General features: G+C 64.0%; 9 protein-coding genes. 2 read left to right on the top strand and 7 right to left on the bottom strand.

Going from position 1 to position 14,313, the window contains the following annotated elements; genetic code table 11:
* The first annotated feature begins 44 nt into the window (after positions 1-44).
* Entirely contained in the window at positions 45-1,694 is a 1,650-nt protein-coding gene (locus ACTRWG_RS12350; protein WP_027236273.1) for a Glu/Leu/Phe/Val dehydrogenase dimerization domain-containing protein, read from the top strand.
* 55 nt (positions 1,695-1,749) lie between these two features.
* Positions 1,750-5,877 (top strand): response regulator, encoded by a 4,128-nt coding sequence (locus tag ACTRWG_RS12345; protein WP_462829372.1) that lies wholly within the window; start codon positions 1,750-1,752, stop codon positions 5,875-5,877.
* A gap of 26 nt (positions 5,878-5,903) precedes the next feature.
* Here ACTRWG_RS12345 and ACTRWG_RS12340 read toward each other — a convergent pair whose 3' ends face one another.
* The 7 genes from ACTRWG_RS12340 to ACTRWG_RS12310 form a co-directional block, all read right to left on the bottom strand.
* Positions 5,904-7,220 carry a TRAP transporter large permease gene (locus tag ACTRWG_RS12340; protein ID WP_462829371.1) on the bottom strand — a complete coding sequence of 439 codons (1,317 nt, stop codon included), beginning with the start codon at positions 7,218-7,220 and terminating at the stop codon, positions 5,904-5,906.
* An 11-nt stretch (positions 7,221-7,231) separates the two neighbouring features.
* Positions 7,232-7,732 carry a TRAP transporter small permease gene (locus tag ACTRWG_RS12335; protein ID WP_027236275.1) on the bottom strand — a complete coding sequence of 167 codons (501 nt, stop codon included), beginning with the start codon at positions 7,730-7,732 and terminating at the stop codon, positions 7,232-7,234.
* Between the two features lie 40 nt (positions 7,733-7,772).
* Positions 7,773-8,741: a TRAP transporter substrate-binding protein DctP gene (gene dctP / locus ACTRWG_RS12330; protein ID WP_027236276.1), complete on the bottom strand. Its 969-nt coding sequence runs from the start codon at positions 8,739-8,741 to the stop codon at positions 7,773-7,775.
* A 344-nt stretch (positions 8,742-9,085) separates the two neighbouring features.
* Positions 9,086-10,627: an indolepyruvate oxidoreductase subunit beta family protein gene (locus ACTRWG_RS12325; protein ID WP_027236277.1), complete on the bottom strand. Its 1,542-nt coding sequence runs from the start codon at positions 10,625-10,627 to the stop codon at positions 9,086-9,088.
* A complete protein-coding gene (locus ACTRWG_RS12320; protein ID WP_027236278.1) occupies positions 10,624-12,789 on the bottom strand; it encodes a thiamine pyrophosphate-dependent enzyme in 2,166 nt (721 codons plus the stop codon). The genes ACTRWG_RS12325 and ACTRWG_RS12320 overlap by 4 nt, the downstream gene beginning before the upstream one ends.
* Before the next feature lie 27 nt (positions 12,790-12,816).
* Complete coding sequence (locus ACTRWG_RS12315; protein ID WP_027236279.1) at positions 12,817-13,320, bottom strand: MarR family winged helix-turn-helix transcriptional regulator; 504 nt, start codon at positions 13,318-13,320, stop codon at positions 12,817-12,819.
* A gap of 88 nt (positions 13,321-13,408) precedes the next feature.
* Positions 13,409-14,200, bottom strand: coding sequence for a cyclase family protein (locus tag ACTRWG_RS12310; protein ID WP_027236280.1), 792 nt, complete (start codon positions 14,198-14,200; stop codon positions 13,409-13,411).
* Positions 14,201-14,313 lie beyond the last annotated feature (113 nt).

Here is a 14,313-nt window from a genome sequence, read left to right as displayed (position 1 = left end):
GCATAGGAAGGCCCGATGCGTCTTTCGCCTAGAAAGGAAACAGCATGGCCGACCAAACCGTCAAAGTCCTGCTGGTCGAGGACAATCCGCTCCATATGAAACTTGTAGAGCGGCTGATCGACAGCGAGCCCCAATTGCAATGTTCAGTCGATCCTGCCGCGAACTTGGCAGATGGGCTTGCCCGCTTGGCCGCTGGCGGCATCGATCTGGTGCTGCTGGATCTGGTGCTGCCCGACAGCCAGGAGCTTGAAACGCTTTTCCGGGTCCGCGCGGCGGCGCCGGATACGCCGGTGGTGATCCTCACCGCCATGGATGACCTGAAACTCGCTGCAAACGCGGTGGAGGCCGGAGCCAGTGATTTCCTGGTCAAATCCAATCTCAACGCGGTCGCGCTGGGCCGCGCGATCCGCTACTCGCTGGCCCGCGCCCGGGCGCGCACCGCGGAATGGGATTCCCCGATGTTCCGTCTCGCGCAGCAGCAATTCCTGAAGGCGGCGCAGATCATGGAGCTGGATGACAACATCAGGCAGCGGCTGCTGTTCCCGCAGCGCACCCAGGTGGTGTCTTTCCCCTTCTTCCGCGATGACCGCAGCCAGGTGGAAACCGTGTTCGGCTACCGCGTGCAGCATGTTCTGACGATGGGGCCGACCAAGGGCGGTGTGCGCTACCACGAAGATGTGGACCTGGGGGAGGTCGCGGCCCTGGCCACCTGGATGACCTGGAAATGCGCCTTGATGAACCTGCCCTTCGGCGGCGCCAAGGGGGGCGTTCGGGTCGATCCCACCGGACTGTCGCGGCATGAGCTGCAGCGGCTGACCCGCCGCTATACCACCGAGATCATTGATATGATCGGTCCCGACAAGGACATTCCCGCCCCCGACATGGGCACCAATGAGCAAGTAATGGCCTGGATGATGGACACCTACAGCCAGCAGGCGGGCTACTCTGTGCCGACAGTGGTCACTGGCAAGCCGGTCGTGCTGGGCGGCTCGCTCGGCCGCCGGGAGGCCACCGGGCGCGGGCTGGTATACATGATCGAGGCCGCTGCCCGCCATAGCGGGCTTGACCTGCAGGGGGCGCCTGCCGTGGTGCAGGGCTTTGGCAATGTCGGCAGCTACACGGCGAAATTCCTGGAGGAAGCCGGGGCAAAGATCGTTGCCGTCAGCGATGTGTCGGCCGGCCTCTACAATCCCAAGGGGCTGCCGGTTCAGGCGCTGATGGATTATGTGGCCGAACACCGGGTGCTGAAGGGCTACCCCGAAGCCGACGCCATTACCAATGCCGAACTGCTGGAGACCAAATGCGATGTGCTGGCATTGGCGGCGCTGCAAAACCAGGTGACCGCCGAGAACGCTGACCGGGTCGACTGCAAGATCCTGGCCGAGGGCGCCAATGGCCCGACGACGCTGGAGGCTGATGAAATCCTCAACGAGAAAGGCACCATGATTGTGCCGGACGTGCTGGGTAACGCGGGCGGTGTCACGGTGTCCTATTTCGAGTGGGTGCAGGGCACCCAGAACCTGACTTGGAAGCTGGATGAAATCAACGGCCGGCTCCGCGAAATCATGCTCAGCGCCTTTGAGCGCACGGTGGCACGTGCTGCGCGCGATGGGCTCGATATGCGCACCGCGGCGCTGGTCGAAGGTGTTCAGCGGGTGACCGATGCCAAGCTTTTGCGCGGCCTGTTCCCATAGGCGGGCAGCAAAATAGCGGTATCATCAGCCGTACCGGCCTTTGGAGTCTGGCCAGATGACCAGTAGAGCAAAACCGTCCGGTCCCGCCCCTGGCGAACAGGCGTCGCTTGCGAGCCGCATTTTTGTCGGTGGCCGGGCCTGGGTGATCGGCACTGTAGGGCTGCTCAGCCTGGCGCTGACGCTGATCGTCTGGCAGGCGCTTCTGAAAGAGGAACGCGAAACCGCGGCGGCTGAGTTCGACCGCGCCGCCGCGCGCCGCGTGGAGGCCGTCAAGCGGCAGATGCTGCAGGGCGCATCGGTGATAGATGCGCTGCATGGGCTCTATGCCAGTTCACGCTCGGTGGAGCGCCGCGAGTTCCAGATTTTCGTGCGGCCCTTCCTGAATGATCAGCCGAACATTGAACTTGTGCTGTTCGCTCCCCGGGTTGAAAGCAATCTGCTGCCTTTTTGGGAGAACCTCGGCGCCGCGCAGCTGCGGGCTCCTTATGACATCTATCAGAGCGCACCGGATGGGTCGCGCCTCCCGCCTCAGCCGCGGGAGGCGCATTTCCCGGTGTTCTTCGTCGAATCCCGGCGCAGCGCGGCGCTGGGCACCCTTGGCTACGATTTGGCGTCCGACCCGGTGTTCCTCAAGGTGATTGAGCAGGCCCGTGACGGCGCCGGGGTGGTGGCCAGCCCGCATATCGCTATGCCTGGCCTGGCCGGCGGCCAGTCCCGCATCGCTATTGCTGCCCCGTATTTCACCCGCTCCGGCCCCGCGCTACGCCGCGAAGAGCTGCAGGGCGTCGTGGCTGTGGTTCTGCGGGTCAGCGATATCCTGAAGGACGCGCTGGATCACTTCCCGGGAGATGGTGTCGAGGTCCACCTGATCGACAGCGTAACCGGTGAGAGCTTCCTGTTGCCGAAACGCCATACGGACGGCATCAGGGAGAAACGGCAAACCGCCGATCTTGCCGCCCTGGCCGCCGCGGCCGACCTCAGTTATTCGGCCGGGTTTGATCTGCGAGGGCGGAACTGGGCGTTTCTGGCGCTCCCGGGGGAGGAGTTCCGGCCCAAAGCATGGCCGTCCGATGCGACAGTTGCCTTGACAGGCGGCTTGGCCGTAACGGCCATCCTGGTCGTTTTCCTGGCATCCCTCAGCCGCCAGATCGCCGAACGGACCCGCGCCGAGGCCTCCCTGCGGGAAAGCACGGCGCTGCTGAAATGCAACCAGACAATCACCCGGGCCGCCAATGAGGCGGAGAGCATCGGGGACGCCTTCCAGGTTGCGCTTGATGAGATCTGCACCCACACAGGCTGGCCGGTAGGGCATGTCTATTTATACGATGAGGAGGCGGGCGACCTGGCGCCGTCGGATATCTGGCACCTGGCGGACCCGGATGGTTTTGAAACCTTCCGTAAAGTGACCTGCGCAACCCGCTTTGCGCCTGGCACCGGCTTGCCCGGGCGGGTGTTCAGCAGCGGTGAACTGGCTTGGATCCCGGATGTGAACCGCGATCCCAATTTCCCCCGTGCCAAGCTGGCCGAGGAAATCGGAGTAAAGACCGGTGCGGGTTTCCCCGTAACGCACGGCGGGCGCGTTGTTGCGGTGCTGGAGTTCTTTTCGAGCCGCGTGGAAGAGAAAAACCCGGCGCTGCAGGACGTGATGGCGCAGGTTGGTGCGCAACTGGGTATTGTGGTAGCCCGGCAGCGCGCCGAAGCCGAAGTGCAGGAAGCCCGCGCCCGGGCCGAAAATGCCCGGACCCAGCTGGTGGATGCGATTGAGTCGGTCGAAGAGGGGTTTGTCCTTTATGACGCAGAGGACAGGCTGGTCTTGTTCAACTCGGTTTTCCGGGAAAAATTCTTTCCGCAGGTGGAGAAGCTGGAACCGGGGATGACCTTCGAGGATGTGCTGCACGCGGTGTTCAGGGCCGGGCTGGTTTCGACAGGGGGCGTGAGTGGAGAGGAATGGATCGCAAACCGCCTGGCCGCCCATCGCAAGCCCGGCAAACCGATTGCCGTCCATCACACGACCGGACGCTGGCTTTGGATCAGCGAACATAAGACCCGCGATGGCGGTACCGTCAGCGCTTATACGGATATCACCGAACTGCAAAAGCACCGCAGTCAGCTGGAAGAGCTGGTCGCCGCCCGCACTGCTGAACTGGAACAGCGCACTGGGGAGCTGCGCCGCTCGCATGCAGAACTGGAGACTGCCCGCGATGCGGCGCTGCAGGCAAGCGTAGCCAAAAGCCAGTTCCTGGCAAACATGAGCCACGAAATCCGGACGCCGCTCAATGGCGTGATCGGCATGGCCGAGCTGCTTTGCGGCACCGGCCTCACGCCGCAGCAGAGCGAGTACGCGCGGATCATCATGCGATCCGGGGACACACTGCTGAATCTCATCAATGATATTCTCGATTTCTCCAAGATCGAAGCAGGGCGGCTGGAGCTGGAAAAGGCCCCCTTCCGGCTGCGCGATTTGTTGGGCGATACCCTGCAGACGCTGGCCGTGCGTGCCGCTGAGAAGGGGCTGGAGCTGGCCCACCACATCCCGCCAGAGGTTCCCGACAGGGTGGTCGGCGACCCGACGCGCCTGCGCCAGATCATCGTCAATCTGGTTGGCAATGCCATTAAATTCACCGGCCAGGGTGAGGTGGTGGTGGATACCCGTCTGGCGGGCCTCAGCGAAACTGGGGTCAAGGTGGAATTCGAAGTGCGCGACACCGGCATCGGCATCCCCAAGGACCAGCAGAACAGAATTTTCGAGGCTTTCGGCCAGGCAGACGCCTCGACCACCCGGCAGTATGGCGGCACCGGTCTGGGCCTCGCAATCTCGGCTCAATTGGCCCGTAAGATGGGCGGGAAAATGACGCTGGAGAGTGCGCCGGGCAAGGGCAGCAGGTTTTGCTTTGCGGTGGAGATGGGCCTGGCCAGCGAGGACGACCTGCCGCGTGCGGCAGTGCCCAAGGAACTGCATGGCATGCCGGTGCTCGTCACCGACGACAACGCGACCAACCGCAGGATCCAAGCGGAGATACTGGAGAATTGGGGCATGACGCCGGTATTGGCCGACAGCGGGGCCGATGCGCTGTCCCGGCTTGATGCGATGATCTCCCGCGGCACCCAGCCGCGGCTGGCGCTGCTCGACCTGATGATGCCGGAAATGGACGGTATGGCGCTGGCCGCGAAGATCCGCGAGCGCCCGGCACTGGATGCAATGCGCATCCTGATCATGTCCTCCGCGGGCTACTCTGGCGGCGACGCACGCCTGCGCGAATTGAAGATCCACCGGATGCTGGTCAAGCCGGTGAAGCAATCCGACCTGCTGAACGCCATTCTCGCGGCAATTGGCACCTCTGAGCGCGAGGCTGCGCCCCAGCCGGTTCCGGCTGACGCCGGTGTCAAACCGCTGAAGATCCTGCTGGCCGAGGATGGCGTGGTCAATCAAAAGGTCGCGATCGATCTGCTGACCCGGCGCGGTCACAGTGTGGACCTGGCCGAAAACGGCCGGGAGGCAGTCGAAGCCACGGCGCGCAACAACTATGACCTGGTGCTTATGGACATGCACATGCCGGTCATGGACGGTGTCGCTGCCGCCGAAGCAATCCGCGCCCGTGAACCGGACGGGGGCCGGCGGCTGCCGATTATTGCCTGTACCGCCAGCGTGACGCCGGCAGACCGCGAGCGCTGCGCCAAAGCCGGGATGGACGATTTTGTCGGCAAGCCGTTCCGGGCCGGCGCCTTGCTGCGTGCCGTTGAACAGGCGGCCCCCGGCGCAGCGCCGCGGGAGCCGGAGCAAGCACCTGGGCTGACGGAGGCAGCGCCCGTCGATGCCGATCCGCTTCCTGGCGCCGCCAGTCCGGAGGTGGTCGATTGGCAAGACGCCTTGGCCAAACTGGGCGATGAAGGCTTGCTGCGGGAGATGGCGGAACTTTTCCTGTCGCAAGCGCCAGAGCTGGCAGCCGGCATAGAAACCGCGCGCCGGGATCAAGACGCGGAAGAGCTGCGGCGCGCGGCACATACACTCAAGGGCTCAGCCGCGGTCGTCAGTGCCTCAGCAGTGGCCGAGGCGGCGCGGCGGCTGGAGGATCTGGGCCGTGACGGTCGTTTTCAAGAGGTGCCGGAGGCGCAGCGTGATTTAGCTGCGGAACTGAAGCGCTGCGAGGCCGCGCTCCAGAAAATCCTAGCTCAGCCGGCATAGCCCGATGGTCCTCCAGGAAGCGCAGCCTATTTTGCCATCAGCCCGGGCAGCCAAGTGCCAATAGCGGGCTGCCAGACAATCAGCGCCAGAACTGCCAGCTTGATCACCAGGAAGGGCGTGACCGCGGCATAGATATGCTTCATCCCGATGCCCTCGGGGGCGACCCCCCGCATCACAAAGAGCAACAGGCCGAAAGGCGGGGTCAGCAGGCCGATCTCCATGGTCAGCAGATAGACCACGCCCAGCACCAGCTCGTTGATGCCCATCTGCGCAGCCAGCGGCACAAATACCGGTACGGTCACCATCAGCATCGAGACCTGGTCGACAAAACAGCCAAGCAGCAGCAGGATCACGATCATGCCGACCAGCACCATGATGGGGGTCGGGTTCACCGCGTTGATTGCCTTGATCAGCCCGTTGGTGGCGCCGCTGAAGGACAGCACCTGGGCAAAGGTCTGGCTGGCGGCCATGATGAACAGGATCATCACCGACAGCTTCACGGTTTCCATCAGCGCCTTGGCGACCTTGTCAAACGACAGCGACCGGTAGGCGGCGCCGGTGGCAAGTGCCGCCAGACAGCCAAGCGCTGCGGATTCCGTCGGGGTGGCGAACCCCAGCAGCAGGCTGCCGATTACCACAGCAAACAGCACCGACAGCGGGGCCACGTAGATCAGGAAGGGCCGCCAGCGTTCTCCCAGACTCATCTGCGGCAGATCGTCGGGCGGTGCCGCCGTGGGATCCAGCAGGCTGCGGGCCACGATGTAGACCACAAAAGCCCCTGCCAGCAGCAGCGCGGGCAAGACGCCTGCCACCAGCAGGCCGGCGATGGAAATCCCCGCCAGGCTGCCAACCAGCACCGCCAGCGCCGACGGCGGGATCAGCATGGCAATGGCGCCTGAGGCCATGATCGGCCCCATCGCCATGGTCGGATGATAGCCCCGTTTCAGCATGCCGGGCATCAGGGTTGACCCCAGCATGGCGGTATTTGCGATGGTTGATCCCGACAGCGCGGCAAAGATGGTGCCGCCGAACACGGTGACCACCGACAGCCGCCCGGGCACCCGCGTGACCACCCGCTCGATCGCGTCGATGGCGCGGTGGGCGATGCCGGTCTGGAACAGGATCTCCCCCATCAGGATGAACAGCGGGATCGGTGCCATCTGGAAATTGGCCACCGACTGGGTCGCGTTGCGCGCCAGCTGCAGCAGGCCGCGGTCGCCGCCCAGCACCTCGTAAGCGCCGATCATGGTGACCGTGATAAAGGCAAAGGCCACCGGCAGGCCGATCAGCAGCAGCGCAGCCAGGCCGCCCAGCATCAGCGACAGGGTGAGGATCCAATCCATCTGCAGTCCTTTCAGAGACCGGAAAGCGGCGCGTCTCCCGCCGCAGGGCGGAAGATCTTGCGCAGGAATTCGAGGGTGCACAGCGCCATCGACAGCGGCAGAACCGTGAGCGTCCACCATTCCGGGAAGGTAAAGGCGGTGCGTACCATGGAGCCGCGGGCATAGGATTGCATCAGCGCCTGCAACCCGGCCCAACCAAGGGCGGCGCAGGTCACGGCCCCCAGCAGGCAGGCCGCCAGGACAACTCTCCGGCGGGCGCGCGGCGGCAGGCCGTGGGTGACCAGGTCAACCTGCACATGGGCGTCCAGCCGCAGCACCCAGGGGGCCCCGAGGAAAGCCGCCGCCATCAGCCCGTATTCAATAGCGTCCAACGCGCCGTAGATCACCGGCAGCCCAAGGTTGCGCAACAGGACATTGAGCGGAATCACCAGGGTGATCGCGGCGAGGATGGCGGCGCTGAGCACGGCCAGGCCGGTGAGCAGGACGCCGAAACTGCGGTCTAAGCGGTTCATGAGTAAAGAGGCGAGGCGGCGCCAGGCCGCCCCGGTCCCATCACTTCAACAGGCAGGCCTGCAGCTTTTCCCCAAGCTGCGGGTCTGTCTTCATCACTTCGCCCCAGCCCTCGGTCTGCGCGGTTTCGCTCCATAGCTTCCCGTTCTCGCCTTCCAGGGTAATCGTCTTGATCCCCGCCTCGGCCTGGGCTTTGGCCTCGGCCTCGTTGCGGGCGATGTTCTCGGCGTTCTGCTCTTCGATCCAGGCGGCGCCCTTTTCCAGCAGGGCGCGCTGCTCATCGCTCAGCCCGTTCCAGCTGTCGAGGTTCACTAGGAAGTTCACGTCCACCTGATAGAACCCGGGATCGACGCGATAGGCAGTCTGCTCGTGCCAGCCAAGGTCCAGCACGCCCTGGCTGGGCCAGCCGTAACCGTCGATCGCCCCGCGCTCCAGCGCGGTATAGACCTCGCCCGGTGCCGTGCGCACAAGCGTGGCCCCCAGCTTTTCGAACATGGCGCGGTAAACCGGGGTGGTGCGGATGGTCAGTCCGGTCAGGTCCGGGCCGTCCAGCGGCTTAGTCAGATATAGATGATAATTCATGTGATCGCCCACACGGGCGAGGTATTTGACGTTCATCTGATCCTGGTGAACCTGGTCGATCAGCTCATAGCAGCCGTTGGCCCGCTGGTCCTGAACGGTGTTCTGCGCCAGGTGCAGCGCGTCGCCTGCGGGCAGCAGGTTCGGGTAGTAGGCGGTGGTGTTGTTGGCGATGTCGACGATGCCCGCTTGCACCGCGTTGCCCAGTTCAAACGGCGGCACGGCTTCGGGCCCGCCAAGCAGGTCGATCTGCACCACGCCCTCTCCGTTCTCATTGACCCAATCAACGAAAGCCTCGAAATCACGGGAAAAAGTTGTGCCGGTTGCAAAGGCGGTTACCGCCTTCAGCGTGACTTCTTCAGCCTGGGCAGAGGCGGCGGTCAGCGCGGCGGTTCCCAGAAGGGCTGCGGCAGCGAATGTGCGGAATGTCATGTTGGTCTCCCTGGATGTGTGGCAGCGCGCAGACCGGGCGGTTTGCAGTCCCTTGTTTTTCCGGGCGCCTTTGAAAAAGCCTAGGTCCAGGCTGTCTCACCTTCAAGCACGAAGTTTTAAGCTTCAAGTAAGTTTATATGCAAACGCATTAAAAAGTTTGAAAGTACAGCTGCCTCAGGCGGCTGGTGGTCCGGGTGATTCGGGTGTTCACGGCAGATGACCTCATTTGACCGGTGTAAAAGCCGCTTACCCGGGTCTTGAGCGTGCCGCCTCAAGTGCTCACGGCTTGAGGCGGACGCTGCGGGGAGCGGCAGACCCGCAACCTGCCGGCTGCCTTGACCCGGCTACGCAGCGAAGCTCCGGATGGTTCTAAGCGCACCGTCCAAGGCCTCTCCCTTTTCGTCCTGCAAAGCAGCCTCGCGCAGGCGGGCGACCCATTGCGGCCCATCATCACGGGCGGCCACCATGCGGGCGCCCTGCATCACCTTGTCGAATTTGGAAAGACCGCGGGCGTGCGTGTCCGAATACCCTTTGATCAGGCGGCGGCAGCGGATTATCTCGACTGCCATGCCATAGCTGCGCGGCAGGTGGTCAAGCGCGGCGGCCAGCCATTTGTCCAGATGCGCCTGCTCCTGCGCGTGTCGCAGGCTTAGGCGGCGCCAGCCGCGCAACCCGCCCAGAATATAGAGCATCACAAAACCGCGGAGGCTGTCCGTGCGGATGCGGCGGCCCTTATTGAACAGCCTGTCGAGTCTGGCCATCCACTTCGGGCTGTTTTCCACCTTGGTTCCCAGGCGTGCGGGGAGCAAGCCCGCAATCTCCTCGGCGCGGGGATGCAGGTAGTCGGTGAGTGTCATCAGTTTGCCTTGCGACCCCATCTGACCCTCGATGCGGTCAAAGCGGCTGCTGCGGGTCTTAAGGTCGGCAACCCGGATCACGTCGTCGTATGCCATTGCATTGGCGATATATTTCGCCGCCTCGCGGCCAAGCGCGTATCCCTGGTCCGCGCTGTCGCGGTCCAGCACGCCCTGCAGCCTGTCCAGGTATTCGGCGCCGTAATCCGTGTCCTGAAAGTCCACCACCTTGCGCAGCCCCGGCACAGCCGTTTCCTGCACGCCTGCCGGAAACCGGGAAACCCGCGCCATCAGCCCGTTCCAGGCGTCCAAGGCCTTGTGTGGACCCGCCGCCTTTGCTGGGGCTTCTTCCGCGGATGCGGCTTCCGGCTGCTCGCCGTGCTCCGCCAAGTCGAAACCGGCGGCAAAGGCCCGCAGGCTGGCCTCGACACCTTTGCCGCTGGCGCGGATTGCGTCCTCGAACGCGGCCCGGGGGAAGGGCAGGGCGCCTGAGCCGGCCAAGGCGCCGAACAGCGAGGCAGAGATCACCGATCCCACCCGCACCGCGGCGCTGTCCATGTCGGCCATCACCAGCTTTTGGGCCGCGGTTTCGGCGGCTGCGCGCACCTCATCGGCATCGGCGATACCGTCTCCGGGAACCATCTTTTCAGACACGGCCAGCGCGCGGTGGGTCGAGGCGACCAGCGTGGTGCGGTCCGGGGTCACAAAGCCGCGCATGATGGCACGGCCGGCCTCCATCATCTCGGCGGCGATCATCACGTCCACGTCGCCTGGCGCCGGCGCAAGCGAAAATACAGGATGCGGCACGCTGCCCGGCGCCATCTCGATATAGTAGATGGTCGCGCCGGTGCGCTGGGCGACGCCGGCAACGCTGGTGGCCTGGGCACTGTAGCCCTGGCTGCGGGCAAGCGACTCGATCCAGTTGGTCAGCACTCCGCCGCCCTGTCCGCCGACGGCAAGAATGGCCACCTTGATGACGCCCTGCAGGCGCGGATCGGCCGGTTGAGGGCGGACCGGTATTTCGATGGTCATGGTGCAATCCTCCCGGGAGCGGTGCCGGTGAATGTAAGGCGCCGCGCTGCGCGGCGGGTCTGAAGCCAGTAGATAACACGGCTGCGCAATTCAGCTGCCCAGCGTTCAAAGCCGCTGGGGTTATGCACCACGCGCGCCTCATAAAAAGAGGGGCAAAGGATCGCCGCATCGGCCACCTCGCCGCAGTTGCCGCAGCCGACGCAGGACTGGTCGATATGCGCCACGGGATCGTCGCGCAGCGGATCGTCCAGCGTTTTCAGCGACAGCGACGGGCAGCCGGACAGGCGGATGCAGGCGTGATCGCCGGTGCAGACGTCTTCATCCACGCCAAAGCGGGGGATCTCCACCCGCGCACCGTCTTTGATCGCCTTGTTGCGCTGCGGCTTTTCGCGGCGCTGCCGGTTCAGCATGCATTCGGAGGAGGCAACGATCACCTTGGGGCCGTCGTAATCGGTGGTCAGCGCCTCGCGGATGGTCTCACGCATCTTTGTGACGTCATAGGTCCGGTCGATCTGCCGGATCCATTTGACGCCCGCACCTTCCAGCGCCTTGGTGATCGGGTTGTTCGTCGCCTTGGTGGCATTCTTGGCGCGGCTCGACGGAATATCCTGGCCGCCGGTAGCGGCCGAATAGTAGTTGTCGACGATGATCGCCACACTGTCCGACTTGTTGAACACCATGTTGCCGATCGAAGTGCTGAGCCCGTTGTGCCAGAACCCGCCGTCGCCCAGGATCGAGATTGCGCGCTTGTCACCGCCGCCGTCGAACGCCGCGTTCGAGGCCGGTCCCAGACCGTACCCCATTGTCTGCCCGCCGATCTCAAACGGCGGCAGCGCTGCAAACAGGTGGCAGCCGATGTCTGCCGAAATCTGATGCTTGCCCAGTTCCTGCTCGACCAGCTTCATCGAAGCAAAGATCGGCCGCTCCGGGCAGCCGGTGCAGAACCCCGGCGGACGGATCGGCACGGTGGCGCTCAGGTCTGGAACCTCCGGCACCGGTTCGTTGGGGGCCAGCACCTGGCCGGGCAGCAAATGGGCGGCATGCTTGCGGAAGAAGTCGTCCAGCCCGTCCATCATCACTTGGCCGGTGTATTCGCCGGCCTTGGGGAAGATGCCCTTGCCCTCAAGCTTGGTCTGGCTGCCCGCCTTGAACAGCATGTTGCCTAGCTGCTGCTCGATGAACTCTGGCTGGCCTTCCTCGATCATCAGCACCGCGTCCTTGACCGCGCAGAAGTCCAAAAGGTCGCTCTGCACCAGCGGATAGGCCACGTTCATCACATAAAGCGGCACCTCGGTGTTGCCGCTGACATCTGCCAGCCCCAGGCGCTGCAGAGCGCGGATCACGCTGTTGTACATGCCGCCCAGGCAAATCAGCCCGGCCTTGCCGTCCTGCGGCCCGAACCGTTCGTTCAACCCGTTTTCCAGAATGAACTTCTCCGCCGCGGGCCATCGGTTTTCGATCTTGTCGTGCTCGTGCTGATAGGACATCGGCGGCAGCACCACACGCTTGAAATCGCGCTGCGGGCTGGACAGCGCCTCGCGCACGGTCAGCGGCGGCGGCTGGTTGTCGCGGCAGTCGAAAGTGCCGGTCACATGGCAGGAGCGGATCCGCACCATCAGCATGACCGGCGTGTTTGACGCCTCCGACAGCGCAAAGCTGTCACCCACTGCCTTCACAATCGACGGCAGGTTCGGCCGTGGATCCAGCAGCCAGAACTGCGATTTCATCGCAAAGGCATAAGAGCGCTCCTGCATGATCGAGGAGCCTTCGCCGTAATCCTCGCCGACGATGATGATCGCTCCGCCAGTGACGCCGGAGGAGGCGAGGTTGGCCAGCGCGTCAGAGGCCACGTTGACACCGACCGAGCCCTTGAAGGTCACCGCGCCGCGGATCGGGTAGTGGACCGAGGCCGCCAGCATCGCCGCGGCGGCCGCCTCCGAGGCGTTGGCCTCATACCGCACGCCCAGCTCGTCCAACAGGTCCTCGGCGTCGGCCAGCACATCCATCAGATGCGAAATCGGAGCGCCCTGGTAGCCGCCGACGTAACCCACGCCGTTTTCAAGAAGCGCCTTGGTGATGGCCAGAATGCCCTCGCCGGTGAAGCTGGTGCCTGCACCTTGGCGCAGGTGCTCGACCTCAGCCTTGAACGATCTTTCGGCCATTGGCGCCTCCTTGGATGGGGTCCGGGATTAGAATTGATTCACCCGCACGTTGTGCAGGATTTTCTGCAGCGTGGCGGTAAAGGCGCGCTGTTCTTCCGGGTCTATGCACTTGAACATCTGCGCACAGGCCTCCGCCACATGCGGCCAAAGCCCCTCGTGGGTTTCGCGGCCCTTCGGCGTCATGACAATGCGGGTGGCGCGGCTGTCATCGGGATCGGTTTTGCGCTGAACCAGCCCGTCGCGCTCCAGCGCATCCAGCGCACGGCTGAGGGTGGATTGCTCCACCACTGCGTAGACGGACAAGTCGCGGATCAGCAGCCCGTCCAGCACCGACAGAACCGCCAAGGCCCGCATTTTGGCGGTGGTCAGCCCATGCGCCGCCATTTCCTCGCGCAGAGCCGCGTTATAGCGGCCCATGATGCGGTTCATCAAATAAGGCGGGAAGTTCTCCAGCCCGATCTCCCCCAGCCGCGGCAGCGGGGGGCTCTCTTCTGCAGCAACCTGCGGAGCTGCGGCTTCATTTGCAGTCATGCATCCTTCCTTTACGCCAATTGAGTGCCGGAGCCAGCGCCTGCATACAGGCACCGGCGCCGGGGCTGATGCGGGCGCGTTACCTGCCTCAGCCCCGCGGGACCAGAGCTAGGGCCCGGATCGGACTGCCGGTGCCGCGCTTGATCTTGAGCGGAGCTGCAATCAGCAGCGCGCCTTTGGGCGGCAGCTTGTCCAGATTGGCCAGCGAGGCCAAGCCAAAGCAGTTGTCCCGGTGCAGCAGGTTGTGGGCCGGGTAGGGCGGCTCCATCCCGCCGGCCTGGCCTGCATCCGTGCCGATGCACTGGCTGCCCCAGCCCACGATTTTCTTCGACAGCAGGTATTCTACCGCATCCGGGGTCGGCCCGGGGCTGTGCGGGCCTGTGTCATCCGCGTTCAAAAAGGCGTCTTCGTCATCTGCGCGCTTGTCCCAATCGGTGCGCATCACCACCCATTCCCCCGCGCCGATCTCACCGTGCTCCGCCTCCCAGGCCCTGATCAGGTCTGCCGTCAGCAGAAAGTCCGGGTTTTCGGCGCTTTCCTTGGAGCAGTCGATCACATTGACCGGCGCCACCAGGCGCTGCACATCCAGCGTATCGGTATAACCGTCGCTATAGTCCTTGCCGGTGATCCAGTGGTGCGGGGCGTCGAAATGGGTGCCGGAATGCTCCCCCAGAACCATCCAGTTCCAGGCAAAGAACGGGCCGTCCTCGTCATATTCACTGATCTTGTGGATTTCGACTTTGGGTGTGTTCTTGGCAAAATCCTCGGGCAGGCGCAGGATCGGCGTCTCGGGGCCCAAGGTGCCGGAACAGTCCACCACTTCGACCTGTCCGGACAGGATCATCGCGCCCAGGCCGTCCAATGCATTGGCTGCAGTCATACTATTTCTCCCGTTGTGCGCGGTCTGAATGCCGCTTTTGTGCGTCCGGTGAAGCACTGGTTTCAAAATATACATGAATTTGCAAATTTAAAAGCACTTTGAGAGCTCCCAAT

The organism is Leisingera sp. G5_S3_59_S7 (assembly GCF_054968485.1).
The sequence above is the reverse complement of the archived record's forward strand: the minus strand, read 5'-3'. Positions and strand labels throughout refer to the sequence as shown.

Bases quoted from the DNA above. Each gene is read 5' to 3' on its own strand.
- ACTRWG_RS12350 (WP_027236273.1), top strand. From the start codon at position 45: ATGGCCGACCAAACCGTCAAAGTCCTGCTGGTCGAGGACAATCCGCTC.
- ACTRWG_RS12325 (WP_027236277.1), bottom strand. From the start codon at position 10,627: ATGACCATCGAAATACCGGTCCGCCCTCAACCGGCCGATCCGCGCCTG.
- ACTRWG_RS12310 (WP_027236280.1), bottom strand. From the start codon at position 14,200: ATGACTGCAGCCAATGCATTGGACGGCCTGGGCGCGATGATCCTGTCC.
- ACTRWG_RS12345 (WP_462829372.1), top strand. From the start codon at position 1,750: ATGACCAGTAGAGCAAAACCGTCCGGTCCCGCCCCTGGCGAACAGGCG.
- ACTRWG_RS12340 (WP_462829371.1), bottom strand. From the start codon at position 7,220: ATGGATTGGATCCTCACCCTGTCGCTGATGCTGGGCGGCCTGGCTGCG.
- ACTRWG_RS12320 (WP_027236278.1), bottom strand. From the start codon at position 12,789: ATGGCCGAAAGATCGTTCAAGGCTGAGGTCGAGCACCTGCGCCAAGGT.
- ACTRWG_RS12315 (WP_027236279.1), bottom strand. From the start codon at position 13,320: ATGACTGCAAATGAAGCCGCAGCTCCGCAGGTTGCTGCAGAAGAGAGC.
- dctP (WP_027236276.1), bottom strand. From the start codon at position 8,741: ATGACATTCCGCACATTCGCTGCCGCAGCCCTTCTGGGAACCGCCGCG.
- ACTRWG_RS12335 (WP_027236275.1), bottom strand. From the start codon at position 7,732: ATGAACCGCTTAGACCGCAGTTTCGGCGTCCTGCTCACCGGCCTGGCC.